General features: G+C 73.8%; 21 protein-coding genes. 12 read left to right on the forward strand and 9 right to left on the reverse strand.

Annotated elements, in window-relative coordinates:
* Positions 1-15: 15 nt before the first annotated feature.
* Positions 16-1317 (reverse strand): M14 family zinc carboxypeptidase, encoded by a 1302-nt coding sequence (locus ACIP4O_RS06525; protein ID WP_401572243.1) that lies wholly within the window; start codon positions 1315-1317, stop codon positions 16-18.
* 6 nt (positions 1318-1323) lie between these two features.
* On the reverse strand, positions 1324-1455 hold the full coding sequence (locus tag ACIP4O_RS06530) for a hypothetical protein (RefSeq protein ID WP_361320962.1): 132 nt from the start codon (positions 1453-1455) through the stop codon (positions 1324-1326).
* 69 nt (positions 1456-1524) lie between these two features.
* On the opposite strand from ACIP4O_RS06530, the gene ACIP4O_RS06535 reads away from it, so the two are divergent.
* Together ACIP4O_RS06535 and ACIP4O_RS06540 are read left to right on the forward strand one after the other, a co-directional pair.
* Positions 1525-2712 (forward strand): HesA/MoeB/ThiF family protein, encoded by a 1188-nt coding sequence (locus ACIP4O_RS06535; protein ID WP_401572245.1) that lies wholly within the window; start codon positions 1525-1527, stop codon positions 2710-2712.
* A 116-nt stretch (positions 2713-2828) separates the two neighbouring features.
* Entirely contained in the window at positions 2829-4022 is a 1194-nt protein-coding gene (locus ACIP4O_RS06540; RefSeq protein ID WP_401573857.1) for a hypothetical protein, read from the forward strand.
* 352 nt (positions 4023-4374) lie between these two features.
* Here the strand turns inward: ACIP4O_RS06540 and ACIP4O_RS06545 are convergent, their stop codons facing one another.
* The gene (locus ACIP4O_RS06545; RefSeq protein ID WP_361320765.1) at positions 4375-5172 is read right to left on the reverse strand and encodes a phosphatase; all 798 of its coding nucleotides are present in this window, start codon (positions 5170-5172) and stop codon (positions 4375-4377) included.
* Positions 5173-5373: 201 nt separating this feature from the next.
* Between ACIP4O_RS06545 and ACIP4O_RS06550 the strand changes: the two genes are divergently transcribed.
* Positions 5374-6960: a beta-xylosidase gene (locus tag ACIP4O_RS06550; RefSeq protein ID WP_401572249.1), complete on the forward strand. Its 1587-nt coding sequence runs from the start codon at positions 5374-5376 to the stop codon at positions 6958-6960.
* 234 nt (positions 6961-7194) lie between these two features.
* On the forward strand, positions 7195-8406 hold the full coding sequence (locus tag ACIP4O_RS06555) for an ROK family protein (protein WP_401572252.1): 1212 nt from the start codon (positions 7195-7197) through the stop codon (positions 8404-8406).
* Positions 8407-8524: 118 nt separating this feature from the next.
* Here the strand turns inward: ACIP4O_RS06555 and ACIP4O_RS06560 are convergent, their stop codons facing one another.
* Positions 8525-9868 carry an enolase C-terminal domain-like protein gene (locus tag ACIP4O_RS06560; RefSeq protein WP_401572254.1) on the reverse strand — a complete coding sequence of 448 codons (1344 nt, stop codon included), beginning with the start codon at positions 9866-9868 and terminating at the stop codon, positions 8525-8527.
* A 173-nt stretch (positions 9869-10041) separates the two neighbouring features.
* Here ACIP4O_RS06560 and ACIP4O_RS06565 point away from each other — a divergent pair, with 173 nt between their 5' ends.
* From ACIP4O_RS06565 to ACIP4O_RS06580, 4 genes are all read left to right on the forward strand, one after another.
* Positions 10042-11424: an ABC transporter substrate-binding protein gene (locus ACIP4O_RS06565; protein ID WP_401572257.1), complete on the forward strand. Its 1383-nt coding sequence runs from the start codon at positions 10042-10044 to the stop codon at positions 11422-11424.
* On the forward strand, positions 11424-12407 hold the full coding sequence (locus ACIP4O_RS06570) for a sugar ABC transporter permease (protein WP_361320775.1): 984 nt from the start codon (positions 11424-11426) through the stop codon (positions 12405-12407). Before ACIP4O_RS06565 ends, ACIP4O_RS06570 begins: the two co-directional genes overlap by 1 nt.
* On the forward strand, positions 12404-13306 hold the full coding sequence (locus tag ACIP4O_RS06575; protein ID WP_361320777.1) for a carbohydrate ABC transporter permease: 903 nt from the start codon (positions 12404-12406) through the stop codon (positions 13304-13306). Before ACIP4O_RS06570 ends, ACIP4O_RS06575 begins: the two co-directional genes overlap by 4 nt.
* Before the next feature lie 115 nt (positions 13307-13421).
* Positions 13422-14315, forward strand: coding sequence for an NAD-dependent epimerase/dehydratase family protein (locus tag ACIP4O_RS06580; protein ID WP_401572262.1), 894 nt, complete (start codon positions 13422-13424; stop codon positions 14313-14315).
* Between the two features lie 106 nt (positions 14316-14421).
* On the opposite strand, the gene ACIP4O_RS06585 is transcribed toward ACIP4O_RS06580, so the two are convergent.
* Positions 14422-17661, reverse strand: a complete 3240-nt coding sequence (locus ACIP4O_RS06585) for a VWA domain-containing protein (RefSeq protein WP_401572264.1) — start codon at positions 17659-17661, stop codon at positions 14422-14424.
* A 134-nt stretch (positions 17662-17795) separates the two neighbouring features.
* On the opposite strand from ACIP4O_RS06585, the gene speB reads away from it, so the two are divergent.
* On the forward strand, positions 17796-18782 hold the full coding sequence (gene speB / locus ACIP4O_RS06590) for an agmatinase (protein ID WP_361320783.1): 987 nt from the start codon (positions 17796-17798) through the stop codon (positions 18780-18782).
* 90 nt (positions 18783-18872) lie between these two features.
* Complete coding sequence (locus ACIP4O_RS06595; RefSeq protein ID WP_401572267.1) at positions 18873-20549, forward strand: thiamine pyrophosphate-binding protein; 1677 nt, start codon at positions 18873-18875, stop codon at positions 20547-20549.
* Between the two features lie 73 nt (positions 20550-20622).
* Here ACIP4O_RS06595 and ACIP4O_RS06600 read toward each other — a convergent pair whose 3' ends face one another.
* Positions 20623-22113 (reverse strand): hypothetical protein, encoded by a 1491-nt coding sequence (locus ACIP4O_RS06600; RefSeq protein WP_401572270.1) that lies wholly within the window; start codon positions 22111-22113, stop codon positions 20623-20625.
* Between the two features lie 113 nt (positions 22114-22226).
* Between ACIP4O_RS06600 and ACIP4O_RS06605 the strand changes: the two genes are divergently transcribed.
* Together ACIP4O_RS06605 and ACIP4O_RS06610 are read left to right on the forward strand one after the other, a co-directional pair.
* Positions 22227-23582, forward strand: a complete 1356-nt coding sequence (locus tag ACIP4O_RS06605; RefSeq protein ID WP_401572272.1) for a molybdopterin-dependent oxidoreductase — start codon at positions 22227-22229, stop codon at positions 23580-23582.
* Positions 23583-23584: 2 nt separating this feature from the next.
* A complete protein-coding gene (locus tag ACIP4O_RS06610; RefSeq protein ID WP_361320791.1) occupies positions 23585-24049 on the forward strand; it encodes a hypothetical protein in 465 nt (154 codons plus the stop codon).
* Here the strand turns inward: ACIP4O_RS06610 and ACIP4O_RS06615 are convergent.
* From ACIP4O_RS06615 to ACIP4O_RS06625, 3 genes are read right to left on the reverse strand one after another with little or no spacing between them, the layout of a single operon-like run.
* A complete protein-coding gene (locus tag ACIP4O_RS06615) occupies positions 23938-24669 on the reverse strand; it encodes a class I SAM-dependent methyltransferase (RefSeq protein WP_401572275.1) in 732 nt (243 codons plus the stop codon). The genes ACIP4O_RS06610 and ACIP4O_RS06615 overlap by 112 nt on opposite strands.
* Positions 24666-25283, reverse strand: a complete 618-nt coding sequence (locus ACIP4O_RS06620) for a TIGR04282 family arsenosugar biosynthesis glycosyltransferase (protein ID WP_361320795.1) — start codon at positions 25281-25283, stop codon at positions 24666-24668. The genes ACIP4O_RS06615 and ACIP4O_RS06620 overlap by 4 nt, the downstream gene beginning before the upstream one ends.
* Positions 25280-25969 carry a glycosyltransferase family 2 protein gene (locus ACIP4O_RS06625; protein WP_401572278.1) on the reverse strand — a complete coding sequence of 230 codons (690 nt, stop codon included), beginning with the start codon at positions 25967-25969 and terminating at the stop codon, positions 25280-25282. Before ACIP4O_RS06625 ends, ACIP4O_RS06620 begins: the two co-directional genes overlap by 4 nt.
* Positions 25970-25980: the final 11 nt, after the last annotated feature.

Genomic DNA, 25980 nt, shown 5'->3' on the forward strand with positions numbered 1-25980 from the left:
GTCACCGCGCCCCCGTCACCGCCCGCCCGTCTCCTCCAGCGCCGCTTCCGCCGCCGCCAGTGTCGCGGCGGCCTGGTGGCCGACCTGATCGCGGGGCCGGATCGCCCGCAGGCCCAGTTCGTGGGCGAAGTGCGCGCACCACGTGGTGAGGAGGGCGTCCACGCGCGTGCGCGGGGACGCGGCCTCCGGGGCGGTGGCGCGGGTCAGCAGGTCGTGCAGGAGACCGGCGGCGCGCAGCGGCTGGCGGCGGGCGGCGATGCCGAGGGCGTCGATGTCGGCCACCGAGAGCGGTGGGCCCTCCGCGAGCGCGAGGGACCGCCAGGAGGAGGTCACCAGCTCGTAGAGCCCTTCGCCCATCCACGTCAGGACGCGAAGGCGCGGGTCGTCGGCGGGCAGCAGGTGCCGTGCCCCGGCGACCAGGGCCGTGATCTCGCGACCGCCGGTGAGAGTCAGCGCGGTCAGCGCGCGCAGGGCGGCGGCGGGGGTGGGGTGCGGCGCGGGGTCGTCGGCCGCGCGGCTCGCCCACAGCGGGACCTCGATGATCGCCGTCGTCCCTCCGTACGCGTCCGGGGCGCACCACGTCGAGCGGCCGATGCCCGCCGAGCCCGCCGTGAGGCGGTGGCGGAGCGCGGGCGGGGGCAGGACGTGCACGGCGGGGGTCGGGGTCTGCCAGTGCAGGGCGTCGAAGGTGCCGTACTGGAGCGGGATGCCGTGGTCCGCCGCCGCGCGGGCGAACGGCTTCTCGACGCCCGGGAGCCCGGCGGTGAGCTGGAGGAAGGTGCCGCCCGCGTCGACGTTGTGCAGGGAGCATTGCAGGACGGGGCGCAGGGTGTCGACGAGGCCGAGGAGCACGTCGGTCTCCGGGAGGTGGCTCCCCTCGATCGGGGCCCACTCCGGCTGCTCGGCGGCGAGCGGGCGGTAGGAGGCGCGGTAGTAGTCCGCGAGGGCGCGCGCGGGAGGCGCGGGGACCGCGCCGCCGCAGACCTCCGCCGTGCGGCTGAGGGCCGCCGCGTCCGGATCGAGGCAGAGGAGGAAGTCCCAGGTCACGCGGGTGAGATCGGCGGCGGGGGACGCGATCCGGCCGCGCAGGAGGCGGCGCGCGAGCGCGAGCGCCGTCGTCGGTCCCGTCGGCTCGTCCGCGTGGGCCCCGGCCACGACGAGTACGTGCCTCGGGCCGCTGCCGACCGAGAGCAGGAGCAGGGGCCGTCCCTCGCGCGAGGTCCCGGCCCGCCGCAGGCGGCCGGCCCCCGCGTGCGCGGAGACCAGCCGCCGTGCCGCCGCCGAGACCTCGGCGACGGTGAGCAAGCGGTTCAGCATCGGGGCTCAGGCACCGCCGTTGCCGCCGGACTCGCCCGTCGTCTCCTTCTTGTCGAGCGGGCGGATCGCGATCTTCTTCGCCATGTCGTCTCCTTCCGGTCGGTGCTGCGGCAAGGTGCCCTTGTCATGTTTCGGCACGCCCGGCATCGTTGTCAACGGCGCTCATCAGTACGGCAGTTGAGGCGGAAGGGAAGCGAGGTGCGGGTGATGCGACGGCCGCGGATCAAGCCGGAGCACCGGGCCTACCGGACGGTGGACGGGAACGTCAGGGTCGGCGGCGTCGTGCACGGCATCGGCTCCGAGATCGAGGACCCGGAAGGGTGGGTGTGGACCCTCGTCGAGGCGATGGACGGCACCCGCGCTCCCGGGGAACTCGTGGCCGAGGTGCTGCGTGGGCACCCTGGCACCGGCCTGACCGGGGAGGACGTCACGGCGGCCGTGGACGACCTCGCGGAAGCCGGATTCGTCGAGGACGCGGGCGCCCCCGAGCCCGCCGCGCTCTCGGCACGCGAACGCGAGCGGTACGGGCGCGGCATGACGCTCCAGCGCTGGATGGACCTCACCCCCCGCTCCAGCCCCTGGGAACCCCAACTCGCCCTGCGCGCCGCACGCGTGCTCCTTGTCGGCGTCGGCGGTACGGGGGGTGCCGCCGCCCGCGACCTCGTCGCCTCGGGCGTGGGACACCTGCACTGCGTGGAACCGGACACCGTCGAACTCTCCAACCTCAACCGGCAGACCCTCTACGGCGAGGCCGACATCGGGGCGCCCAAGCTCGGCACCGCGCTGCGCGCCCTGCGCGCGCTCAACGAGAACGTGGCACTGAGCGGCGAGCGCCGGGAGGTACGCGGTCCGGACGACCTCGCGGAACTGCTCGCCGCCGCCCCGTACGACGCCCTGCTGCTCGCCGCGGACCGGCCCCCGGTCGTCCGCCGCTGGGCCAACGAGGTGTGCCTCGCGACGGGCACGCCGTGGGCGGAGGCCGGGTACCGGGGGCCGCTCGTGAGTGTCGGCGTCTTCCGGCCCGGTACGGGGGCGTGCTGGGAGTGCCTGCGGGACGCCGAGGCCGAGCGCCGCGAACTGCGCCTGCCACCGGGCCAGGACGAGGAGATCGCCTCCCCGCGCATGGCGTGGAACCCGGTCAACGCCGTGACCGCCCAGCTCTCCGGGAGCCTCCTCGCACACGCCGGACTCGCCCTGCTCAGCGGCGTCCCGCACATCGAACCCGGCTGCCGTTTCGGCTTCAACCTCATGCGCCCGGGGGACAACGTCCTCGGCCGCGCCCCACGACGCCCCGACTGCCCGGCCTGCGGAAGGACGGCGAGTGAAGCGGCGGGGGAAGCGGTGGGGCCGGGATCGGTACGGGCGGGGGCGGGCGTCCTGGAGCCGGGCCGGTGACGGAGGAGGTGCCGGTGACTACGCAGGCCGCGCGGGAGGGGGTGGCCGCGCGGGAGGGGGTGGCGTGCGACGGGGCGCCGGTGGCGGAGGCGGCGGCGGTGCCTCCCGGTGCCCGGGTGCGCCTGCGCGAGCTCGCGCTCCGTGCGGACCGCGCGGACGAGTGGATCGTGGGCCGCATGGCGACCCGTACCTTCGTCGCGATGCCGGCCGAGGGGGTCCGCGCCCTCGCGCTCCTGCGCGCGGGCACGCCCGTGGACGAGGCCGCGCGGGTCCTGCGCGAGGAGACCGGCGAGGACTTCGACGTGGCGGACTTCGTCACGGATCTCGCCGCGCTCGGCTTCGTCGCGCGGATCGGGGACCGCGAGCTGCCGGAGACCCCCGCGCCGCGCGCGAGCCTGCCCCGGCTGCGCCCCGCGCACGTCCGCCTCGCGCTCCACCCGGCACTCCCCGTCCTGGTCGGCGTCCTGCTCGCGGCGGCTCTCGTCGTCCTCGTCCGGCGGCCGGAACTCCTGCCCGGCTACCGCGACCTGCTGTGGAGCCCGCACGGCAGCGTGGTCCTGCTCACCGGGGCCGCCGCCGGCTGGGCGCTGCTCTGCGCGCACGAGCTGGCCCACCTCGTCACGGCCCGCGCGGCCGGGGTGCCCGGTCACGTACGACTCGGCACGCGCCTGCAATTCCTCGTCATGCAGACCGACATCAGCGGCATCGAACTCGCCCCGCGCCGCCACCGCCTGACCGCCTACCTCGCGGGCATCGCCCTCAACCTCTCCTTCGCCTCGGCGACGCTCCTCGCGCTCGCGACGACCGCGCCCGGCTCGGCGCCGTACCGCTTCCTGGCGGCCGTACTGCTCCTCGCGCTGCTGCCGCTCCCGTTCCAGCTCATGGTCTTCACGCGCACGGACGTGTACTTCGTCCTCCAGGACCTGACCGGCTGCCGGAACCTGTACGGGGACGGGCTCGCCCACGCCCGCCACGTCCTGCGCCGCCTGCGGCCCGGCGGGGACCGGTCCCCGGGGCCGAGCGCGCGGCTGCCCGCGCGCGAGCGCCGCGCGGTCCGCGTCTACAGCGTCGTCCTCGTCCTCGGCACGGCGGTCTGTCTGTGCTTCCTGGCGGCGGTCACGCTCCCCGCGGACCTCACGCTCCTCGCCCATGCCGCACGTGACCTGGCCCGGGGCGGCGACCCCGCGCGGACCGCGGACGCGCTGCTCGTGCTGGCGGTGCTGGGCGGGGTCAACGTGCTGTGGGCGGTGACGTGGTGGCGCGGCCGCCGGGAGCGGCGCCGGGCCCGGGCGGGGGAACGGCGGGTCTGACGGGGGCGGGCGGTGCGTGTCCTGGTGGAGCGGGGTGGATCGCGCGCGGTCGGCCGGTGTGCCTGGTGGGGTGGGCCTCGTCCCGAGCGCTCAGGACGGCCGGCGGAGCTCCGTGAGCCCGGCCGCGCGTGAGGGGCCCGTGTGCCCGGTCCAGCGTGCCCGGTGTCCCGAACCGGGCTCGGCGTGCCCGGTCCCGTACCCCCGGTCCGCCGCGGTGTGCCCGCTCCGGCGGCCGAGCGTCTTCGGTACGCGCCCCTCTCCGCCGTGGCGGCGACCTCCCGCCTCCCCGGCGACCTCCCGCCTCCCCGGCGGCCTCCCGCCTCCTTGGCGCCCTCCCACCCCCTCCGGGAACTCAGTACCCCCGATCCGCTCCCGGCAGCCCCGCCGCGTCCAGGAGGTACGCCGTCATCGGCTCGTAGAAGCGCGGGTCGGTCACGTGGTCGTCGAGCGGGACCGTGACCCGCATCGTGCCCTCCAGCTCGCCGATGAAGAGCGCCGGGTCGTTGCAGTCCGCGTAGCCGATCGAGTCGATCCCGCGCTGACCCGCGCGGCCCGCCCAGCCGTGGTCGGCGACGACGAGGTCGGGGAGCGCTTCACCCCCGCGCTCCAGGCCGTCGAGGATCGCGTCCATCGGGGCGGGGGAGTGGGTGTGCCACAGGCTCGCCCCGGCCTCGTACACCGCGACGTCCGCGAACTGCACGACGCAGCCGTCGTCCGCGCGCAGGCCCCCCGGGATGCGGACGACGTCGCAGCCCGCCTCGCGCAGCGCCTGCGCGGTACGGCGGTGCAGGTCCAGGAGGGCGCCGGGGTGCCCGGTCGCGACGAGGACGCGCTCACCGGCCTCGGCGGCCTCGCGCAGGCGGGCCGCCATGCGGTCCAGGCCGGCGAGGGTCAGCTCGGGGTCGATCGTGTCCTGGCCCTGGCGGTGCTCGGGGTCGTCGTTGACGCCGCAGCGCTCCGCCATCACGGCGAGGACGTCCTGCTCGTCGGTCCAGCGCTCGCCCAGCTCCAGGCCGAGCCACCAGTTGCGCTTGCCGTTGGCGAGGTGGCGGTAGTGGGCGAGGTTGTTCTCGCGGGGGGTGGCGACGTCCCCGGTGATACGGGTCTCTACGAGGTGCTGGCGCAGGGCGGCGCGGCTCGGTATGGGCATGCGCCCCATTCTGCCGTGGCCTCCGGGGAGGCGGCGGATTTCCCCCTGCCCTCTCCCGCGCGGGTCTTCCGGGACTCGCCCCGGACCCCGCGCCTCAACCTGCCGCGGCCTTTGGCCGGAGAAGGCTTGGCTTATGTCTATCATTTTGATTTAATGAACTCCGCCAGGGCCTCACGCGGGCACCACGAGGGAAGGAACACCATGCCGGGCGACATCTCCGTCAGCGGTCACGCGAGCGCCGCCGCGACCTCGCTGCCCCACTACTGGAGCCGTGTCGTCGGCGCGGGACGCGCCAACGAGGGGCTGCGGGCCGACTGGCAGCGCCAGCTCACCGAGGCCAAGCGTGAGGCCGGGTTCGAGTACATCCGCTTCCACGGGCTCTTCCACGACGACATGTTCGTCTACACCGAGCGCGAGGACGGCACGCCCGTCTACAACTTCCAGTACGTGGACGCGCTCTTCGACTTCCTCCTCGACCTCGGCGTCCGCCCCTTCGTGGAGTTCGGCTTCAGCCCCAGCGCCCTCGCCCGCGAGACGAACACCGTCTTCTGGTGGCGCGCCAACGGTGCCCCGCCGGTGGACCTGGGCAAGTGGGGCGAGCTGATCACCCGCGTCACGGAGCACTGGATCACCCGCTACGGCGCCGAAGAGGTCCGCACCTGGTACTTCGAGGTGTGGAACGAGGCCAACCTCTGGGGCTTCTTCCATGGCACCCGCTCCGAGTACTTCGAGCTGTACCGGACGACGGCCCGCGCCGTGAAGGCCGTGGACCCCGCGCTGCGCGTCGGCGGCCCCGCGACCTCGAACTTCGTCCCCGACGCCCGCTTCGACGGCGAGAGCGAGAACGTCGAAGCGCGCGTCGTCGTGGGTGACGAGAACATCGACACCTACGACTGGCGCCCGGTCTGGTTCGACGCCTTCCTCGCCTACTGCGCCGAGGAGGACCTGCCCGTCGACTTCGTCTCGACCCACCCCTACCCCACGGACTGGGCGCTCGACGCGCACGGCCAGGGCCAGAAGCTCACCCGCGGCAAGGACGCGACCCCCGTGGACCTCGCGCTCCTGCGGGACCTGGTCGCGAAGAGCCCGTACCCGGACGCCGAGATCCACCTCACCGAGTGGTCCTCGTCCTCCTCGCCGCGCGACCACACGCACGACACGCTCCCGGCCGCGACCTACGTGACCCGCTCGATCCTCCATTCGCTGGACACCGTCCACTCCCTCTCGTACTGGACGTTCACGGACGTCTTCGAGGAGGGCGGCGCGGGCGAGGAGCTGTTCCACGGCGGCTTCGGCATGATCACGCTGCCCGGTATCCCCAAGCCCACCTTCCACGCCTACCGCATGCTCCACCGCCTCGGTGACGAGCTGATCGACAGCGGTGAGGACCACGTCCTCACCCGCGAGGCCGCGAGCGGCAGGCTCACCGCGCTCGCCTACCACTACCCGGCGGAGGAACCGCGCTCGGTCCCCGCCTCCTTCGACGGGCGCGACCTCGCCCGGGCCACCGAGGCGAAGGGCACGCCGCGCACCCTGACGGTCGAGCTGGCGGGCGTGGCCCCCGGCACGCCCTTCCGCGTCGAGATCCTCGACACCGAGCACGGCAACGCGATCGGCGCCTGGCGCGCCCTCGGCTCCCCCGAGGCCCCGACACGCGAGCAACTCGGCCACATCGACCGCCTCGCGCGCGCCACCGACGTGCGCACGGCGCGGGCCGGTGAGGACGGTGTGCTGCGGTACGAGGTCACGCTCGCCCCCTGGGCGCTGGCGCTGGTCCAGCAGCTCTGAGCGGGCGCCCACAGACTGGCGCGGGGGTGGTGGTACGTAACGGGACGGCGGCACCGGCTCGTGACGCCACCCCCGCGCCGCGTTGTTTGCGGCCGGGCGGTGCTGAGGTCAGGCACCGCCCGAGCCGGTAGCATTTCTGCAAATCGACGCACCGGAGGGGCGGTACACCCCTCGGGGTCCGGCGCCCGCGCCGCTCCCCTCCGGGGCCGGTAACCGTCCAGGAGAGACCCGAGCGTGACGACAAAAAGGGCGAGTGCCACGAAGACGTCGATCCGGCGAGGGACCAATCTGCCCCGTATGGGGGACTTCAACGAGTCCGTCGTACTGGACGCGATCCGCCGCCACAAGGCCGGGCTCAGCCGCGTCGAACTCGCCCAGGCCACGGGCCTGTCGGCGCAGACCGTCTCCAACATCACCCGCCGCCTGCTCGACCAGGGCGTCGCCCGCGAGTCGGGCAAGCAGTCCACGGGCAGCGGCAAACCGCGCACCCTGCTCCAGGTCACGCCCGGGGCGCGGTACGCGATCGGGGTCCACCTCGACCCGGCCGTCATCACGTACGTCCTGCTCGACCTCCTCGGCACCGTCGTCGCCCGGCGCGGCGAGCCGACACCGCGCGGCGTGCACACCGAGGCGCTGCTCGCCGGGATGGCCGCCTCGGTCGGCGCGCTCGTCGCGGATTCGGGCGTCGACCGGGACCGCGTGCTCGGCCTCGGCATCGCGGCCCCGGGGCCCGTCGACCCGGTCGCCGGGCTCGTCATCGACCCACCCGAACTCCCGGGCTGGGGCAGCGTTCCGCTGCGCGAACGCCTGGAGGCCGACACCGGTTTCCCCGCGCTGCTCGACAAGGACGTCATCGCCGCCGCCGTCGCCGAGCGCTGGTCCGGCGCGGCCACCGACAGCCGCAACTTCCTCTTCTTCTACCTCGGTACGGGTTCGGGCATGGGTCTTGTCGTGGACGACACCGTGCTGCGCGGCTCCTCCGGGAACGTCGGCGAGGTCGGCGGTCTCGGCGCGGCGTGCTCCAGCCGCGCACTCGTCGAGGAGGCCATCGAACTGGGCGCGCTCGGCCACGAGTTCACGCCGACCGACCCGCAGGACGCGCAGCGCGGCCTGGAGCACCTGGCCGGTGTCGCCGCCGACGGCGAGCCGCGCGCGGCCGGGATCATCGACCGCTGGGGCGTGCGGATCGGCCGCGGCGTCACGGCCGCGGCGACCCTCCTCGACTCCGACACGATCATCTTCGGCGGGCCGCTGTGGCCGCTGCTCGCGCCGAGGTTGCTGCCGCTCATCGAGCCGATGGTGGCGGAGTCACCGTTCGTGAAGGCGGTGCATCCGACGACGGTGACGACCACGGCGATAGGGGAGGACGTGGCGGCGGTCGGGGCGGCGTGTCTGGTGCTGGACCGGACGTTGTCGGCGCAGCCGAGGTCGCTGCTGCTGGCCTGACGGCCGGGGCGGGGGTTTCGGGGCGCTGCCCCGGGCCCCGCCCCGGCCCCGGCCGGGGATTTCGGGGCTCCGCCCCGGACCCCGCTCCTCAAACGCCGGAGGGGCTGGATGAGTGCCCCTACGGCCGCTGCACGCTTCCGTCGTTGTTGCGGAGCAAGGCCCAGCGGTCGTGGCGAAGCGGCTCGGGGACCGGGTACGCGCGGGCCGCCACCTCGTCGAAGTCCACGCCCAGGCCCGGGAGTTCGGTGCCGTGGAAGCGGCCACGCTCGGGGACGGGGGTGCCCGGGAAGACCTCGCGCGTCGCCTCCCTGAAGGTCGCCGCCTCCTGGACGCCGAAGGCCGGGGAGCTGAGGTCGAGGCCCAGGTTGGCCGCCATGCCGACCGGGCTCACGTCGCCGGGGCCGTGCGGCGCGGTGCGGGCGCCGAGGAGTTCGACCGCCGCGACCAGCTTGCGGGTCGGGGTGAGGCCGCCCAGGGTGGGGATGCGGATGCGGGCGAAGTCGATGACCTGGCGCTGGAGGAGGGGCAGGTACATCATCACGTCGTGATACAGCTCGCCGACCGCGAGCGGCACCGAACCGGCCGCGCGGAGCTGGTCGAAGTGGGCGGCGTCCTCGGGCGCGAGCGCGTCCTCCAGGAAGAACAGCCGCGCGTCCTCGACCTCGTGGACCAGCTCGCGGGCCTGTGAGGGCGTCAGCCGCTCGTGCGCGTCGTGCAGCAACTCGACGCCCGTACCGACCCGTTCGCGGATCTCGCGCAGCACAGGGGGTACGTGCCGCAGGTACGCGAGGGAGTCCCAGCTCCCGGCCCGCAGCTCGCGGCGGCGGGCCTCGGCGGCATCGCGGGGCGCGGTCCCGTACGTGTCCGTGCCGGGCACCGAGACCTGCACGCGGACGTGCCGGTAGCCGCGTTCGTGCGCGGCGAGCACCTTCTCGGCGATCTCGCCGGCGTTGTCGCCGTCCACGTGCGTATAGGCGTCGGCGGCCTCGCGCGCCCGCCCGCCGAGGAGCTGGTGCAGGGGGAGGCCCGCGACCTTGCCCTTGATGTCCCACAGCGCCACATCGATGCCCGCGAGGGCGTTCTGCCCGATCGAACCACCGCGCCAGTAGCCGCTGTTGAAGAGGAGTCGGTGCAGGTCCTCGATGTCGGACGGGTCGCGGCCCAGGAGCATCGGGGCGTAGTAGTCGTCGACGACGGAGCGGATCGCGAGGGTGCGCTGCGGGTCGGAGGCGCAGCCCAGCCCGTACAGCCCCGGCTGGTTGGTCTCGACGCGCACGATGACGTACGGGCAGCCCTGCGGGGCGGTTAGGAAGGTGCGCACCGCGGTGACGCGCAGGTGCTCGGAATCGTCGGCGGGGGTGCTCCAGGGGGCCGGGGCGAGGATCTCGCCGGCGGCCTCGGGGGAGGCGGCGGCCTCGGGGGAGGCGGCGGGAGCGGAGTCGGAGTGGGCGGACGAAGCCATGGGAGCCCTCCGGGAAGGCTGTGTGTCGGTTCGGTGGCGGAAGGTTTTTCCGCTGTTTTTCCGTGCGGTTACGACTGTTGACACCGTACATCAAGTCGATTTAGATTCCAGGAACTGCTTCGAGAGAAGCCGGTGGGGCTGAACGGACAGCTCTGAAGAAAGGCGCTGGGAACGTGAGAAGACTTCTCCCCGTCGCGCACCGTACTTCCCTCCTGGCCACGGTCGCCGCGCTGAGCGTCCTGGTCGCGGGGTGCGGTGCGAGCGGCGGCGGGACGGGTTCCAAGCAGGGTGAACTGTCGATGTGGACGTTCAAACAGTCCCACGTGGCCGCTTTTCAGGCGGCCGCGGAGAAGTTCACCGCTGAGACCGGGACCAAGGTGAACATCCAGGCGTACACGCCCGACGACGCCTTCTCGACCAAGATCCAGGCCGCGGCGCGGACGAACGACCTGCCCGACGTCATGGAGGTCCATGCCAAGGGCGAGGACTTCGGGCTCGGGGGCGCGGGGCTCGTCGCCGACCTCTCCGGCGACGTGGACAAGGAGTGGCTCGACCGCTTCATCCCGCAGGTGAGGGAGGACGGCACGGTCATGAAATCCGACTACGAGGACTCCCTCGCGGAGGGCTCGAAGACGCTCGGCGTCGAGGAGGGCGACCGCTACAGCGTCCCGATCACGGTCGGCACGCAGGGCATGGTCTACCTCAACAAGGACCGCGCCGCGAAGGCCGGCATCACCGAACCCCCCGCCACCTGGGAGGACTTCATCGCCGACCTCGGCAAGCTGAAGAAGGAGTTCGGCGGCAGGGGCGGCCTCACGATCGGCCTCAAGTCCCCCTCCACCGCGATGGAGTGGATCATGCAGCCGATGGCCTACGGGCTGCTCGGCAAGAAGCGCTTCCAGGAACTGTTCGGCAAGGACCCCTCCAAGGGCTGGTCGAGCGCCGACGGACAGAAGGTCCTCGACACGTACATGGGGGTCCAGCCGTACTGGATGCCCGGCAGCCAGACGAAGACCATCGACGAGGCCGACCTCGCCTTCGCGCAGGGCAAGGCGAGCGTCGACGTCGGCGGTACGTACACCCTCGCCTTCCTCGCCGACAACGGCTACGACGTCGGCAACCTCATGACGTTCCCCGTGCCGCCCCCCGCCGCGGCGAAGACGCCCGACCTCCAGATGGCGCCCTTCTCGCTCACCGGCCTCGCGATGACGAAGAAGACGAGGAACAAGAAGGAGGCCCTGGAGTGGATGAGGTTCCTCTCCAGGCCCGACATCGCCGCGCTCTTCGGCAAGCAGGCCAATGACGTCCCGCCCAACGAGTTCACCGAGGCCCAGGCGAAGAAGCTCGGGCGGACGCTGAACTCCATGCAGGCGAGCTTCGGTACCGACCCCGACGGATACAACCCGACCATCACGACGTACCGTCCCGCCATCTACGACGCCGGCAAGGTCGGCGCCGTCCTCGCGCAGATGACCCCGCTCAAGACGCTCTCGCCGAAGAGCACGGGGTCCCGGATGAGTTCCATGATGAAGTCCTACTGGGCGGAGCAGGGCTGATGGCCACCGACATCGACGCGGCCCCGGCGGCCGTGCCCCCTCAGCCGAGAACCAGGGCCGTGAAGAAGCCGCGCGCCCGGTTCAGGGAACGGCGGAACGAAGCCGCCTGGGGATACCTCTTCATCGCGCCCGCGGTGATCCTCTTCCTGGTCATGGGCGCCTACACCGTGATCTACGGATTCGGCCTGAGTTTCGCGCAGTGGAACGGCTTCTGGCCGCAGTGGCACTGGCGCGGGTTCAAGAACTACTCCGACCTGCTCGGTGGTTCCCCGACGTACTGGCCCATCGTGAGGAAGGCCGCCACCAATACCCTGTGGGTGGTCATCGGGGTCCCCGTTCTCACGGTGCTCATCGCCTTCCCGCTCGCGATCGTGCTGAATTCGGTGAAGCGTTTCCAGGGAATTCTGCGGTCCGTCTATTTCGTGCCCTACGTCACGACCGGCATCGCCGTCTATTTCGCCTGGAACTACATTCTCGAACCCGGCGGCGCGATCAACCTGCTCCTCAAGGCGGTCGGTCTCGGCAGCCTCCAGGAACCGCAGGGCTGGCTCGGCAACCCGGACACCGCGCTGCCCACGATGATCGTCGTCATGGTGTGGTCGGCGGTCCCCGTCGCCATGCTGCTCTACCTGACCTCGCTCCAGTCCCTGGACTCCTCGCTCGTCGAGGCCGCCCAGATCGACGGCGCGGGCTGGCTGCGCACCACGACCTCCGTGATCTGGCCGCTCATGAAGCCCATCACCGTCGTCGTGATCCTGCTCAACGTCCGCGACTCGCTCCAGGGCTTCCAGTCCTTCCTGATCATGACCAACGGCGGCCCCGGCGACTCCACGAGCGTCCTCGGCCTGGAGACGTACCGGCTCGCCTTCCTCAACGAGATGTCCCCGACCCTCGGCCTCGCCAGCGCGCTCGGCTGGCTCCTCTTCCTCGCGGCCCTCGTCGTCGCCTTCATCAACCAGCGGGCCATGAGGAGGATCGGATGAGCACCACGCTCAGCGCCCCCCGCGCCACCGCGCCGGGCGCCGCCACCGGCGCACGTACCACCAGGAAGGGCACGCCGGTCGCGAAGGTCGTCGTCCGCTCGGTCATCGGGCTGCTCCTCGCCGCCTACGCGGCCGTGAGCCTCTACCCCTTCCTGTGGATGGTCTCGGCCGCCTTCAAGACCAACTCCGAGGTGCAGCAGGGCGGTCACCTCATCCCGCACCACCCGACGCTGCACACCCTGACCGACACGTGGAACCGGCTCGACTTCTTCGACTACTTCCTCAACAGCGTCAAGGTCACCGTGCTCACCACGGTGCTCGTCGTGGTCATCTACTCGGCCGCGTCCTACGCCTTCGCCACGCTGGACTTCCCGGGCAAGAAGTGGCTCTACCGCCTCTTCCTCGTGCTGCTCTTCGTCCCCGGCGTCGTGACCCTGCTGCCCGTCGTGCTCCTGGAGTCCAAGATGGACATCCTCGGCACGCACTGGGGGCTCATCCTCCCCGGCGTCAACGGCAGCGCGCCGCTCGCGATCCTCATGCTCACCAACAGCTTCCACGCGGTCCCCGGTGAGCTGCGCGAGGCGGCCCGCATGGACGGGGCCGGTGAACTGCGCATCTTCGCGCGGATCTACCTGCCGCTGACCCGCCCGGCGCTCATCACGATCGCCCTGCTCACCGCGATCCCGACGTGGAACGAGTACCAGCTCGCCCGGATCTCCCTCAACGACCCGGGCAAGTACACGCTGCCGATCGCCCTTCAGCAGCTCCAGTCCTCGAACGTCGTGCAGTACAACTCGCTCATGGCGGCGGCGCTGATCATGGTGATACCCGTGATCATCCTCTTCCTCTGCGCCCAGCGATACTTCGTCAACGGGCTCGTGGGAGCGGTGAAGGGCTAGCCTTCCGCAGTTCCCTTCCGGGGGCGCCACGAGGCCCGGCGGTCAGCCCCGCCGGGCCTCGTGGCGCCCGCGCGCAGCCGCACCGCACCACCGCGCACAACTCAGGAGTACCAAGGTGACCGAAGAACACGAGGCCCCGCACGGCCGTACGGTGCTGGTGACCGGAGCCACCGGCGACATCGGCCGCGCCGTCGTCGCCGATCTGCTCGCCCACGGGTACCGCGTCGTCGGCGCCGACCTGCGCGCCCCCGAGGCGGAGACCGGCTGCGCGGCCTTCGTCGCGGGCGACCTCGCGGACGCGGAGACGGTGAGCGGGGTCTACGACACGCTCGACGCGACCGCCGGCGAGGACGGCATCGCAGGCGTCGTCCACCTCGCCGCGTACCCGGCGCCCGGCATCGTCTCCGAGGACGAGACGCTGCGCAGCAACGTCCTCGCCGCGTACGTCGTCCTCCAGGAGGCCGGGCGGCGCGGCATCGGCCGCGTCGTGGCCGCCTCCAGCCTGTCGGCGGTCGGGCTCGCCTGGGCCGATCGCGAGCTGCACCCGGCCTACGTGCCGGTCGACGAGGAGCACCCGAACCTCACCGTCGACTCCTACGGCCTCTCGAAGGTCATGTCCGAGGAGGCCGCGGCCTTCACGACGCGCCGCTTCGGCACCGCGACGGTCATGCTCCGCTTCCCCTTCGTCGGCATGGGCGAGCGACTGGAGAAGCGCCTCGCCCGCACGCACCGGGACCCGGGTGACACGCGCCGCGAGCTGTGGGGCTGGCTGCACACCGAGGACGCGGCGGCCTCCGTGCGCGCGGCCCTCACCGCGCCGCTCACGGGGCACCACGTCGTGAACGTGGCGGCGCCCGACACCGAGGCCCTGGAGCCGAGCCGCGAACTGCTCGCGGCCTACCACCCGCAGGCGGAGATCCGGGGGGAACTGAGCGGGCACGACTCGCTCTTCGCCACCCGGCGGATGCGGGACGTCCTGGGCTTCACGCCGGAGCACACCTGGCGCTGAGCGGGGGCCGGCCCGGCCCGTACCAAGGGAAGGGCCCCGCACCACAGGTGCGGGGCCCTTCGTCGTGCCGTGAACCGTGCCGTCGGCTCTTTCGTGTGCCGTCGTGTCAGCCCTTACGGCGCCGCAGCCGCGCCCGCAGGGCGGCGTACGTCCCGAGGAGCAGGGCCACCGTGCCGGCCGCGGCGGCCCACAGGACCCCGTTGCCGGTGCTGGAGAGGCTGCCGCGGTGGTGCGGACCGGGGGCCGGGGTGTGGCTGCTCGGCTCCGGCGTCGGTGTCGGGTGCGGGGTCGGCTTCGGGGGCAGGTCGTGGTTGGTGAGCACGCAGCGCACGTCGGCGCCGCGCGCGAGCCGCACCGAGTCCTCGCGCACCGGGACCTCGTCGCCCTCCCCGTCCCGGCAGTCCCAGCCCGAGGACCGGTAGTGCTCCGGACCCCCGCTCTCGCGCAGCCGGTACGTGCCGGGGGCGGCCTCGGCGCCGGTGATCTCCGGGTCCCCGTTCCGCCCGCCGATGCCGGGGGTCGGCCCCGTGGCGCTCAGCAGCCAGTCGCGCGGGTCCGCGAGGCCCCCGTGCGCGTTGACGACCTTCTTGACGAGCGTGAGCGTCGCCGGGCGGTAGGTGTTGGTGTACGTGCAGGTGCCGACCTGACCGGAGGGGACGGCGAACGAGTCCGGGTCGCCGTCCTCGCTCTCGCCGTCGACGCGGCACGTGAGGTCGCTCAGCGCGTACCCCGCCGGGCCCTCGGTCTCGGTCAGGCGGTACGCCGTGCCGGGGCGGACGAGGACGGTCGTGCCCCCGGCGTCACCGGTCACCGTGCGCCCGGGCAGCCCCTCGGGCCCGTCCACGGGGCTCGCGGTCAGGTCCCAGTCGGCGGGCTCCGCCGTACCGCCCTCGACCTGCTTGACGAGCCGGAGCGGCACCGCCTCGTTGGTCGCCGTGCACGTCGCGTGCAGGCCGAGCGAGACGTTGACGCCGCCGTTGATGCCGTCGTTGAAGCCGAGGTAGGGGGTGCCGCTCTTCCCGGTCGCCAGGCAGTTCATCGAGCCGGTGGAGCGCGGGTTGGACTGGTAGTCCGTGCGGTCGTCGACCTGCTTGTAGGCGAGCAGCGCGGGGTCGTCGGACGTGAGCCGCTCGGCGAGCTGGTAGCGGGCGCCCGGGGTGACCGGGACGCGCGTCGCGGTGGCCGATCCGCTCACGCCGTGCGGCCCGGGGAGGTCGCCGTCGCCCTCGTACGCGCGCAGGTCCCAGTTGCCGGTGGAGGGGCCGGGCGGCGGTACGACGTCCTTGGCGAGGGTGAGGGTCGTGTCGCACGTGACGCGGTTGGTGATCCGGTGCCGGTTCGCGCCCTCGGCGAGCGTCACGGACGTCGTGGGCTCGTTCGTGGCGGGGAGCGGGGTGCCGTCGAAGTCGACGCCCGTCAGGGTGCAGTCGATGTCGTCGGCGAAGGTGACCTTCTCGCCGATCGTGACCCGCTGCCCCTGCTCGTACCCGGTGCGGGGCATGGACCACGACCACGGCGAGGTGCCGGAGCCGGTCGGGTCGCCGAGCCGCAGCGCGGCCTGGAGGTCGGAGGGCTGCTCGCCCTCGGAGTAGAGCACGGGCGGGGTGCCGGTGGAGGCGACCGACCACTCCTTGTCGACCTCGACCGTCGCGGGCACCCGCTCCGGGGGCGCCTGGTTGATGATCGTGCAGCTCAGGGACGAATCCCGCGCGATGGGGATACGGAAGCCCGGCCCGCCGGGGGCGTTGGTCACCGGCACGGGTCTCTCGGCGACCTTGTCGTAGCAGGAGGCGTTGTCCCCCTCCTGCTGGACGAGGGTGTAGCCGGGCTGCTGGTCCTCGGTGACGTCGAAGTCGGCGCTCTCGGTGCCGTCCGCGTACGTGAGCGGGAAGTTCACCGCGCCCGTGCCGTCACCGGTCGTCGTCCGCGGCGAGGCGGCCGAGGCGCCCGGCGTCGTGGTCGTGGCGCGGAACGTCCAGCCCTCGGGGGCGTTCGTGGTGGAGCCGTCCGGGAGCCGGACCTGCTTGACGACGGAGAGCGAGGGGGTGCAGTTCGCCAGCGCGAGGCTGCGCAGCGCCGTGCCCACCTGCGCGAAGTTCTGCTCCTGGAAGTAGTCGGCGCTCGCGATGTTCGCCCCGGTGTACCTGGTCTGCCCGGAGAGGGAGGCGAGGTTGAGGCTCGCGTTGCCCTGGACGCCCGCGCCGACGCCGACGGCGAGGACGCGGGTGCCCTCGGCCTTGAGGGCGTTCGCGGAGAAGATGCCGTTCTCCAGCTCGCGGAAGCGGGTGAGCGAGCCGTTGCCGCCGGGCCCGCTCTCGGTCCCGTAGCGGGTCGGCATGCCGTCGGTGATGACGACGGCGAGGTCGTACTGCTCGGCGGCGAGCGCGGGGACGTAGAGGGCGCGGTCCCAGTTGGTGGAGCCCTGGGCGGTGCTCTCGTTCCAGCTCGCGTAGGTGTTTTTGAAGGCCGTGGCGTCCGCCGTCGTCGAGACGGAGGCGAGCTGGGGTGCGTTGGGGCCGCCGCGCTCGGCGGGCGAGAAGCTGGAGAAGGTGAAGCGGGCCATGCTCGACGGGGTGCCCTGGAGCGCGTCGACGAAGGTGTTCGCGGCCGACTTGAGCGCGCGGACGCTGCCCTGCGTCGAGCCGGACAGGTCCATGACGAGGGCGACCTTGAGTCCGCACCTGTCCGGCAGCGCGGGGTTGTTCCTGGACTGCTGCCAGGTGCCGCCGGAGGCCGACTGGTTGGAGGCGCCGCTGCTCACCATGAAGCCGTTGACGCCGTTGTCGGTGGAGCTGTAGGTGGTGTCCGGGCGCAGCGCCGGGGTCTGGAAGCGGTACGGGGTCGTGGCGCTGCCCCCGGTGCGCAGCTGGGGGTTCTCGTACCAGCCGCCCGGGGCCGCGATCTGCCGCACCCACAGGCGCCTGCCCGCGTTGGCCCCGCCGGTGTTCGTGCCCGGCACGACGAAGGAGCAGTCGCCGTCGCCGTCCGAGACGCACTCCCCGACCAGGGCGCCGCCGCTCGCGGTGGTGTAGAGCCCGAGCCGCGTCCCGGCGAGCGCGGCCACGGCCTGGTCGCTGGAGCGGTCGCCGCCGGTCTTGACGGTGACGACGGAGGTCGTGGGGGAGGGGGTCGGGACGGTACGGGGGGCGGGCTTCGCGGCGGCGGGCGGGTCGGCGGCGGGGTGCGGGTTCGCGGCGGCCTGCGGGCTCGGGGCGCCGAGGAGGAGGGCGGGGAGGGTGGCGAGGAGGGCGGCGGTGCGCAGCGGGGCGGCGCGGCGCGTGGGTGGGGTGGTGCGGCGCGAGGGAGCGCCGCGTGGGACGGGGCGGAAGCGCTGCCAAGGGGACATAACGTCAGATAGTCACACAAAAGGTGGAGGGTTCGAGGGAGGGGAACGGGGTGTCGCCCGGACACCCCCGTTACAGTCGATGGCGCGCCCCCCGATGACGCGGGGCGCTCACCTGACCAGCGAAGAGGCACCCCATGAACGACCGCATCAGGCCGCCCGCCGATGCTCCGCGCGGCCCCGTCGACTCCTCGCGCGTCCCGCGCTACGCGGGCCCCGCGACGTTCGCGCGGCTGCCGCGCGTGGACGAGGTCGCCCGTACCGAGGTCGCCGTCGTCGGTGTCCCCTTCGACACCGGTGTCTCCTACCGTCCCGGCGCCCGCTTCGGGGGCAACGCGATCCGCGAGGCCTCGCGCCTGCTGCGCCCGTACAACCCCGCCCAGGACGCCTCGCCCTTCGCGCTCGCGCAGGTCGCCGACGCGGGCGACATAGCGGTGAACCCGTTCGACATCGACGAGGCCGTCGAGACCGTCCAGCACGAGGCGGGCCGCCTCCTCGACTCCGGCGCGCGCCTGATGACCCTCGGCGGCGACCACACCGTGGCCCTCCCGCTCCTGCGCGCCGTCGCCGAGCGCCACGGCCCCGTCGCCCTCCTCCACTTCGACGCGCACCTCGACACCTGGGACACCTACTTCGGCGCCGCCTACACGCACGGCACGCCGTTCCGCCGCGCCGTCGAGGAAGGCATCCTCGACACCTCCGCGCTCTCCCACGTCGGCACCCGCGGCCCCCTCTACGGCAAGCAGGACCTGACCGACGACGCGAAGATGGGCTTCGGCATCGTCACCGCGGCCGACGTCATGCGCCGCGGCGTCGACGAGGTCGCCGACCAGCTCAGGCAGCGCATCGGCGACCGCCCCCTCTACGTCTCCATCGACATCGACGTCCTCGACCCCGCCCACGCCCCCGGCACCGGCACCCCCGAGGCGGGCGGCCTCACCTCGCGCGAACTCCTGGAGATCCTGCGCGGCCTCGCCGGCTGCCGCCTCGTCTCCGCCGACCTCGTCGAGGTGGCCCCCGCCTACGACCACGCCGAGATCACCGCCGTCGCCGCCTCCCACGCCGCCTACGAACTCACCACCCTCATGACCCGCCGCATCGCCGCGGAACGGGACGCGGACTGAGCCGGGGCGACGGTACGGGCACGGGTGGCCCCCTTCCCCGTACCGTCGCCCCCGCCCTCCCGTACCGCACCCCCACCGGAAGGACCCGCGTTGAGCCACGACCACGACATCGAACTGCGCCCCACCGAGGCCCAGACGCGCGCGGCGCTCGACCCGCCCGCCGGGCGGACCGGCGGGGACCTCGTCGTGGAGACCCTGCACGGGCTCGGCGCGACGACCGTCTTCGGACTCCCCGGGCAGCACGCGCTCGCGCTCTTCGACGCGGTGCGCCGCTCCGCGCTCGCCTACGTCGGGCTGCGCGTCGAGAACAACGCGGCCTTCGCCGCCGACGGCTACGGGCGGATCACGGGCGAGGCGGCCCCACTCCTCCTCTCGACCGGTCCCGGCGCGCTCACCTCGCTCTCCGCCCTCCAGGAGGCCGCCGCCTCCAGCTCCCCCGTCCTCGCGATCTGCTCGCAGGTCCCGGCCGCGGGCCTGGGCGGCGGGCGCCACGGCTACCTGCACGAACTGCGCGACCAGCAGGCCTCGGTACGGGACCTCGTGAAATCCGTGCACGTCGTGCGCGCCGCCTCGCAGATCCCCTCGGCGATCGCCGCCGCCTGGGAGTCCGCGCTGAGCGCCCCGCACGGCCCCGTATGGGTCGAGATCCCGCAGGACGTCCTCGCGGCCGAGACCCTGCTCCCCGAGGTCAACGCCCCCGACGCGCTGCCCGAGCCGCTCCTCCCGCGCCCCGAGCTGACCGCGCTCGCCGCCGACTGGCTCGCGCACGCCGAGCGGCCCGTCGTGCTCGCGGGCGGCGGGGTCGTACGGGCCGACGCGGCGGGCAAGCTCCGCGCGCTCGCCGAGCACATGGACCTGCCGGTCGTGACGACGTACGGCGGCAAGGGCGCCTTCCCGTGGGAGCACCCCCTCTCCGGCCAGTCCTGGATGGAGGACCGGCACACGACGGACTTCCTCGCCGACGCGGACGTCCTCCTCGTCGTCGGCTCGGGCCTCGGCGAACTCTCCTCGCACTACCACTCGCTGGCGCCGCGCGGCCGGATCATCCAGATCGAGGCCGACCTCGGGAAGCTGGAGGCCAACCACCGCGCCCTCGGCATCCACGCGGACGCCCGCCTCGCCCTCCAGGCCCTCCTGGAGACGGCCCCGCCGCGCGAGGACCCGGGAGCGCGCGAGCGCGTGGCGCAGCTGCTGCGGAAGGTCCGCTCCCGCCTGGACGCCCAGGACCTGACCCTGGAACGCGAGCTCCTGACCACCATCCGCGCCGCGCTCCCCGACGATTCCTCCAGCTTCTGGGACATGACGATCCTCGGCTACTGGGCCTGGGCGGGCTTCGACCCCCGCCGCCCCGGCACGATGCACACGGCCCAGGGCGCGGGCGGCCTCGGCTTCGCCCTCCCCGCGGCGCTGGGCGCGGCGGTCGCGGAGCCGGGCCGCCCCGTCCTCGCGGTCACCGGCGACGGCGGCGCGATGTACTCCCTCGCGGAACTGGCGACGGCCCGCCAGCACGACCTCCCCGTGACCTGGCTCGTGGTGGACGACGGCGGCTACGGCGTCCTGCGCGAGTACCTGACGGGCGCGTACGGCGAATCCGTGGGCACGGAACTGTCCCGCCCGGACTTCGTGGCCCTCGCCGAGTCCTTCGGCGTCCCCGCGGTGACGACGACGGCCGCGGACCTGGGCGCCGACCTGACGAAGGCGCTGGGCAGCGGGGAACCGAGGGTCGTGGTGCTGCGGGAGCGGGTACGGATGTTCGGGGAGAGCTGAGGGGGGTGTTCCGCAACACCAGGATGCGCGAGCAGGCAGAAGTCGACCGCGCTCCCCCGGAACCGCCGCCCCCTCACCACGACGTCAGCAGCAGGTGGTTGAGGAGCAGCGCGAGGACCGCCTGCGCCGTCAGCCAGAGTCGCGGGCGCGGGAGGAAGGCCGCCGCCGGGAGGAGCCAGAGCGCGAAGGGCAGCCAGATCCGTTCCGTCTCGGCCTTGCTCATGCCGGACAGGTCGGCGGCGAGCAGCGCCACGAGGGCGGCGCAGACGAGGAACGCGAGGCGCGCGGACGGGGCGGCCTCCTTCGCCGTACCCGACCGGGGCACCGTCTTCGGCTCGGCGCTCGTCCGGAGCATCGTCTCGACCCCCGCACCCGCCCCGGGGACCGCACCCGCCGGGGAAACCGCGTCCACCCCCGTACCCCCCTCGGGCCCCGGCCGCGTCCTGCGGGCGCGCAGCGCCTGTCGCCCGCCGTCGATCAGCTCCGCGACCGAGCGGCGCAGGCCCGCGACCGTGGCGAGACCCACGACGAGGACGGTGCAGGCGAGGTTGGCCCACACGAAGTAGCCGTAGGGGCGTTTGCCGCCCGCTCCCTGGTAGTACCGCTTGACCAGGATGTGGTACGCCTCCCACCAGTTGAAGCCGAGCGCCGTGAACACGACGGGGACGACGACGAGCCCGGCGAGCAGGTACAGGAGCAGCACCGGTTTCCGGCGCACCTGGTGGCGGCCCAGCAGCAGCACCGCGCAGCCGATGACCGCGAACAGCGTCAGCCCGTACGAGAGGTAGAGGGCGAGGCCGAAGAGCAGCCCGGAACCGGCCGCCCAAGCGGGGGAGCGTCCCGTGACGGCGAGGGCGAGGAGGGCCACGGCCCAGGCGGCGACGGCGGCGAAGTAGCCGTCCGCCGAGACGCCCACCCAGACGGCGGCGGGCGCGAGGACGAGGAAGGGGGCCGCACGCCGCGCCAGGTCCTCGCCCGCGAGCGCCCGTACCGCGACCAGCACGGCGACCCCGGCCGAGGCCCCGACGACGACGCACCACATGCCCGCCCAGCCACCGCCCCCGAGCCCCACCCGGTCGAGCAGGACGAACGTCACCGTCGCCGCCGGGGGGTGCCCGGCGGTGTGCGGCGGCCAGTGGTGCGGGGAGTCCAGGAGGATGTGGTGCGTGAAGTCCCTGAGCGTGGCGGGGATGTCCTGGAAACGGTCGATGACCCGCAGGTACTCGTAACGCGAGGTCAGGCGCTCGGCGATGCCCCGGTACCAGCCGTCGATCCAGGCCAGCGAGAAAGTCCACGCGCTCGCGGCGGCCCACACCGCCAGGAGCAGCGCCCGCCACGGCAGCCGCGCCACGAGCGGCGGACCGTACAGGACGACGGCGGCGGCCACGAGGAGCGCCGCCGGGGTGCCGGGCCCCACGTGGGGCTCCCACCGGGCGTACAACGGGGGCCAGTCCACGAAGAGGTTGTCGTGGTCCGCCCGCAGGTGGCGGCCGATCAGGGCGGCGGCGGTGACGAGGAGGGCGGCGCCCAGGACGGCGTGGAGGTCGTGTCGGCTGCGGTGCACGTCCCGACGCTAGGCCGGGTGCGCCGCTTTCCCGCGCTCCTGGCGGGCGATGTCAGCGTTTCGTCATGAGTCGTAGCCCCGGTGGCGGGGGTCCCGCGCCCTACGGTCGTGCCATGCGCGTTCCCTCCCGGCTGCTGCCCTCCTCGCCCGGCTTCTGGCGCAGCCCCCTGCGCGGGCCGTGGTTCACCTCGGTCCTCGGCCTCGTCCTGCTCCTCGGCGTCACCGTGATGTTCGTGACCGGTCTGCTGTCCTACGCGGCGTACAACCCGGGGCTCGGCGGCGTGAACGACAGGACACCCGACAAGGGGCTGCTCGGCTTCTACCTCTTCGACTGGCCCACCGACCCGTACTGGCTCTACCGGCTCACCCAGGGCGTCCACGTCACGCTCGGCGTGACCCTGATCCCGGTGCTGCTCGCCAAGCTGTGGTCCGTCGTGCCGAAGCTCTTCGCGCTCCCGCCGGTCCGCTCCCTCGCGCACGCCCTCGAACGGATCACCATCCTGCTGCTCGTCGGCGGCGGCCTGTTCGAGTTCACGACGGGCGTGCTGAACGTGCAGCTCGACTACCTCTTCCCCGGCTCGTTCTACCCCCTGCACTTCTACGGGGCCTGGCTCTTCTTCGCCGCGTTCGCGCTCCACGCCGCCCTGCGGGTGCCGCTGGCCGTACGGACGGTGCGCAGGGCCCGTGCGGAGGGGAATCTGCTCGCGCCGGAGGACGCGCGGGCGGACTCCGGAGCCCGCACGCCCGGGGCGACCGGAGCCCGCGCGCCCGGGGAGCCCGTACCCGATCCCCCCGGCGAACCCGTCGCCCGGGAGGCGGACGCCCTTGTCGCCACCCACCCCGACGCGCCCACCGTCTCGCGGCGCGGCGCGCTGTGGTCCGTCGCGGGCGGCTCGCTCCTCCTGCTGGTCACCACGGCCGGGCAGAGCATCGGCGGGTCCCTGCGCCGCACCGCCCTCCTCGCGCCGCACGGCGGCGAGGACCCCGGCAGCGGCCCCGGCGCCTTCCAGATCAACAAGACCGCCGCCTACGCCGGGATCACCACCGCCCGCACCCGCGAGGACACCTGGCGCCTCGAACTCACCGGCCGCTCCGGCACCGTCCGGCTCAGCCGCGAGCGGCTGCGCGCCCTGCCGCAGCACGGCGCGGCGCTGCCCATCGCCTGCGTGGAGGGCTGGTCCACGTCCGACCAGCACTGGCGCGGGGTACGGCTGCGCGACCTCGCCGCGCTCGCGGGCGAGGAGGAACCGGTGGACGTGTACGTGGAATCCCTCCAGGCCCACGGCACCTTCCGGCACGCCTGGCTGCGCGCCAACCAGGTCGCCGACCCGCGCTCCCTGCTGGCCCTGGAGGTCAACGGAGCGGACCTGACACCCGACCACGGCTACCCCGCGCGGGTCATCGTGCCCGCCGCGCCCGGAGTGCTCAACACGAAATGGGTCACTCGCATGACGTTCGGAAGGCCCTGACGATGCGCCGGCCCACGCTCCCGCCGCTCGGCGGACCGCTGCCCCTCCTGCTGACCCTCTGCTCGCTCGCGGTCAGCGCGTACGCCGCCGTGCGGCTCCTGGCCGGGGACTGGCTCGGCGTCGCGCTGTGGATCGTGGGCGCGGCCCTCCTCCACGACCTCGTCCTCGTACCGCTCTACACCACCGCCGACCGCCTCCTCGTCCGCCCCTTCGCCGCGACGGGACACCGGAGGTGGGCGGGGCACGTCCGCGTGCCCGCCGCGCTCTCCCTGCTCCTGCTCCTCGTGTGGTTCCCGCTCATCAGCGGGCGCGTGGACGGGCAGTTCCGGTCCCTCACGGGCCGCTCGACCGACCCCTACCTCGGCCACTGGCTGCTGATCACGGCCGCCCTGTTCGCCGTCTCGGCGGTGGTGTTCGTGGTGCGGGTGCGCAGGGCGGCGAAGCGGCGCCCGTCCGCCGACCACTGAGCGCCCGGGCGCAGTCCCGCGCGCGCCGCGTACCGCAGGAGCGCGGGGGTGCCGACCCGCGCCCACGCGAAGGGCCGCCCCGGCGTGCCGCTCAGTGCGCCGCCGGTGTCCACCACCTGAACCTCCGCGCGCTCGTCCACGTCCTCCGACGCGGTCTCGGCGAGGAGCAGGCCGCCCGGGACGAGCAATTGGGCCGCACGCTCCAGGAGCGCGCACGGGCGGCCGCCGATGCCGATGTTGCCGTCCATCAGCAGGACGGTGTCCCAGCGGCCCTCGCCCGGCAGCGGCTCGAAGACGGAGGCGCGCACCGCTCGGCCGCCGAGCCGTCCGGTGTGCGCGACGGCGGCCTCGCTGACATCGACGCCGAGCACCGTCCGGCCCCGCGCGGCCAGCTCAGCGACGAGACGGCCGGGCCCGCAGCCCACGTCGAGCACCCGCCCCTCGCACCGGTCGAGCACCGCGCGGTCGGCCCGGTCGGCCGCCGCGCACCAGCGCTCCACCTCCAGTGGCAGCAGCCACCCGTCCGCCCGGCGCAGGAAGAGCGGGCCCCGCCCGGCGCGCAGCGCGGCGGCGTACGGGTCCGAAGCGGCCCAGGCGGCGGGCGCGGCGGGGGCGCTCACGCGGGGACCGCCGGGCAGTAGGAGGCGAGCCGGGCGGCGAAGCGGCTGCCGGGGGCCTCCGCGGCGACGGCGTGCGCGTCGGCCGCGGTGTCGACGTCGCGCAACGCCGGCAGGTCCCGTACCCGCAGCCCGGCGGCGAGGAGGCGCTCACGCAGCACCGCGCCCGTCGTCGCCGTGGACATGGGCACCCCGCGCAGCAACGCGGGGGCGGGGGAGGCCAGGCCGAGCGCCCAGAAGCCGCCGTCGAGAGCGGGCCCGAAGACGGCCTCGCCCCGCGCGAGGCGGACGTCCAGGAGCGCGGGGGTCACCTGCGGGGTGTCCATCCCGATCAGGAGCGCCGGCCCCGCGCAGCCCGCGAACGCCGCGGCGAGCCGCTCGTCCAGCCCGCCCGCGCACTGCGGGACGACGTCGAAGCCGGGCGGCAGCCAAGGGCCCGGCGTCCCGTCGAGCACGAGGACGCGCCGGGTCGCGGGGGTCGCGGCGACCGTGCGCAGCGTGTCGGTGAGGGACGCCTCGGCGAGCGCGGCGGCCTGCTCGGGCGTGAACGGCGGCGTCAGCCGCGTCTTGACCCGGCCCGCGCGCGGTTCCTTGGCGATCACGAGGAGCGTCGTCACCGTCCGGCCCCTTCCACCGCCACGCCCTCGGCCAGGACCCTTCGCATGTCCTGGACCGCGTGCCACGTACCGCGCCAGGTACCGGTCACCTTCGAGGCGCCCGCACGCGGCAGGTAGGGCACGTCGTGCTCCCGCACCCGCCACCCCGCGTCCGAGGCCCTCACCACCATCTGCAAGGGGTAGCCGCTGCGCCGGTCCGTGAGGGCGAGCGCGAGCAGCGCCTCGCGCCGGGCCGCGCGCAGCGGCCCGAGGTCGTGCAGCCGCAGCCCGGTCCTGCGCCGCAGCAGCCGGGACAGCGCCAGATTCCCCGCGCGCGCGTGGGCCGGCCAGGCGCCCCGCGCGGCGGGCCGACGTCGGCCGAGCACGAGATCGGCCTCTCCGGCGACGATCTCGCGGACGAAGGGGACGAGGAGCCCGGGATCGAGCGAGGCGTCGCAGTCGCAGAAGCACACGATGTCGGCGCTCGCCGCCCGCAGCCCCGCGTGGCAGGCGGCACCGAAGCCGCGCACCGGCTCCCGCACCACGTACGCCCCCAGCTCCTCGGCGATCCGCGCCGAGCCGTCACGCGAACCGTTGTCGACGACGAGCGCGCGCCAGCCGGGAGGGACGCGCCCGAGCACCCAGGGAAGCGCCTCGGCCTCGTCGAGGCAGGGCAGGACGATGTCAACGGTGGTGGGAGAGATCACATCCCCAGCCT

Origin of the sequence: Streptomyces sp. NPDC088923, assembly GCF_044749745.1 — a bacterium.
Lineage (GTDB): Bacteria > Actinomycetota > Actinomycetes > Streptomycetales > Streptomycetaceae > Streptomyces.

Coding starts and splice junctions, on each gene's coding strand:
- ACIP4O_RS06525 (WP_401572243.1), bottom strand. CDS start 1,317: ATGCTGAACCGCTTGCTCACCGTCGCCGAGGTCTCGGCGGCGGCACGG.
- ACIP4O_RS06535 (WP_401572245.1), top strand. CDS start 1,525: ATGCGACGGCCGCGGATCAAGCCGGAGCACCGGGCCTACCGGACGGTG.
- ACIP4O_RS06545 (WP_361320765.1), bottom strand. CDS start 5,172: ATGCCCATACCGAGCCGCGCCGCCCTGCGCCAGCACCTCGTAGAGACC.
- ACIP4O_RS06550 (WP_401572249.1), top strand. CDS start 5,374: ATGCCGGGCGACATCTCCGTCAGCGGTCACGCGAGCGCCGCCGCGACC.
- ACIP4O_RS06560 (WP_401572254.1), bottom strand. CDS start 9,868: ATGGCTTCGTCCGCCCACTCCGACTCCGCTCCCGCCGCCTCCCCCGAG.
- ACIP4O_RS06570 (WP_361320775.1), top strand. CDS start 11,424: ATGGCCACCGACATCGACGCGGCCCCGGCGGCCGTGCCCCCTCAGCCG.
- ACIP4O_RS06575 (WP_361320777.1), top strand. CDS start 12,404: ATGAGCACCACGCTCAGCGCCCCCCGCGCCACCGCGCCGGGCGCCGCC.
- ACIP4O_RS06585 (WP_401572264.1), bottom strand. CDS start 17,661: ATGTCCCCTTGGCAGCGCTTCCGCCCCGTCCCACGCGGCGCTCCCTCG.
- speB (WP_361320783.1), top strand. CDS start 17,796: ATGAACGACCGCATCAGGCCGCCCGCCGATGCTCCGCGCGGCCCCGTC.
- ACIP4O_RS06605 (WP_401572272.1), top strand. CDS start 22,227: ATGCGCGTTCCCTCCCGGCTGCTGCCCTCCTCGCCCGGCTTCTGGCGC.
- ACIP4O_RS06610 (WP_361320791.1), top strand. CDS start 23,585: ATGCGCCGGCCCACGCTCCCGCCGCTCGGCGGACCGCTGCCCCTCCTG.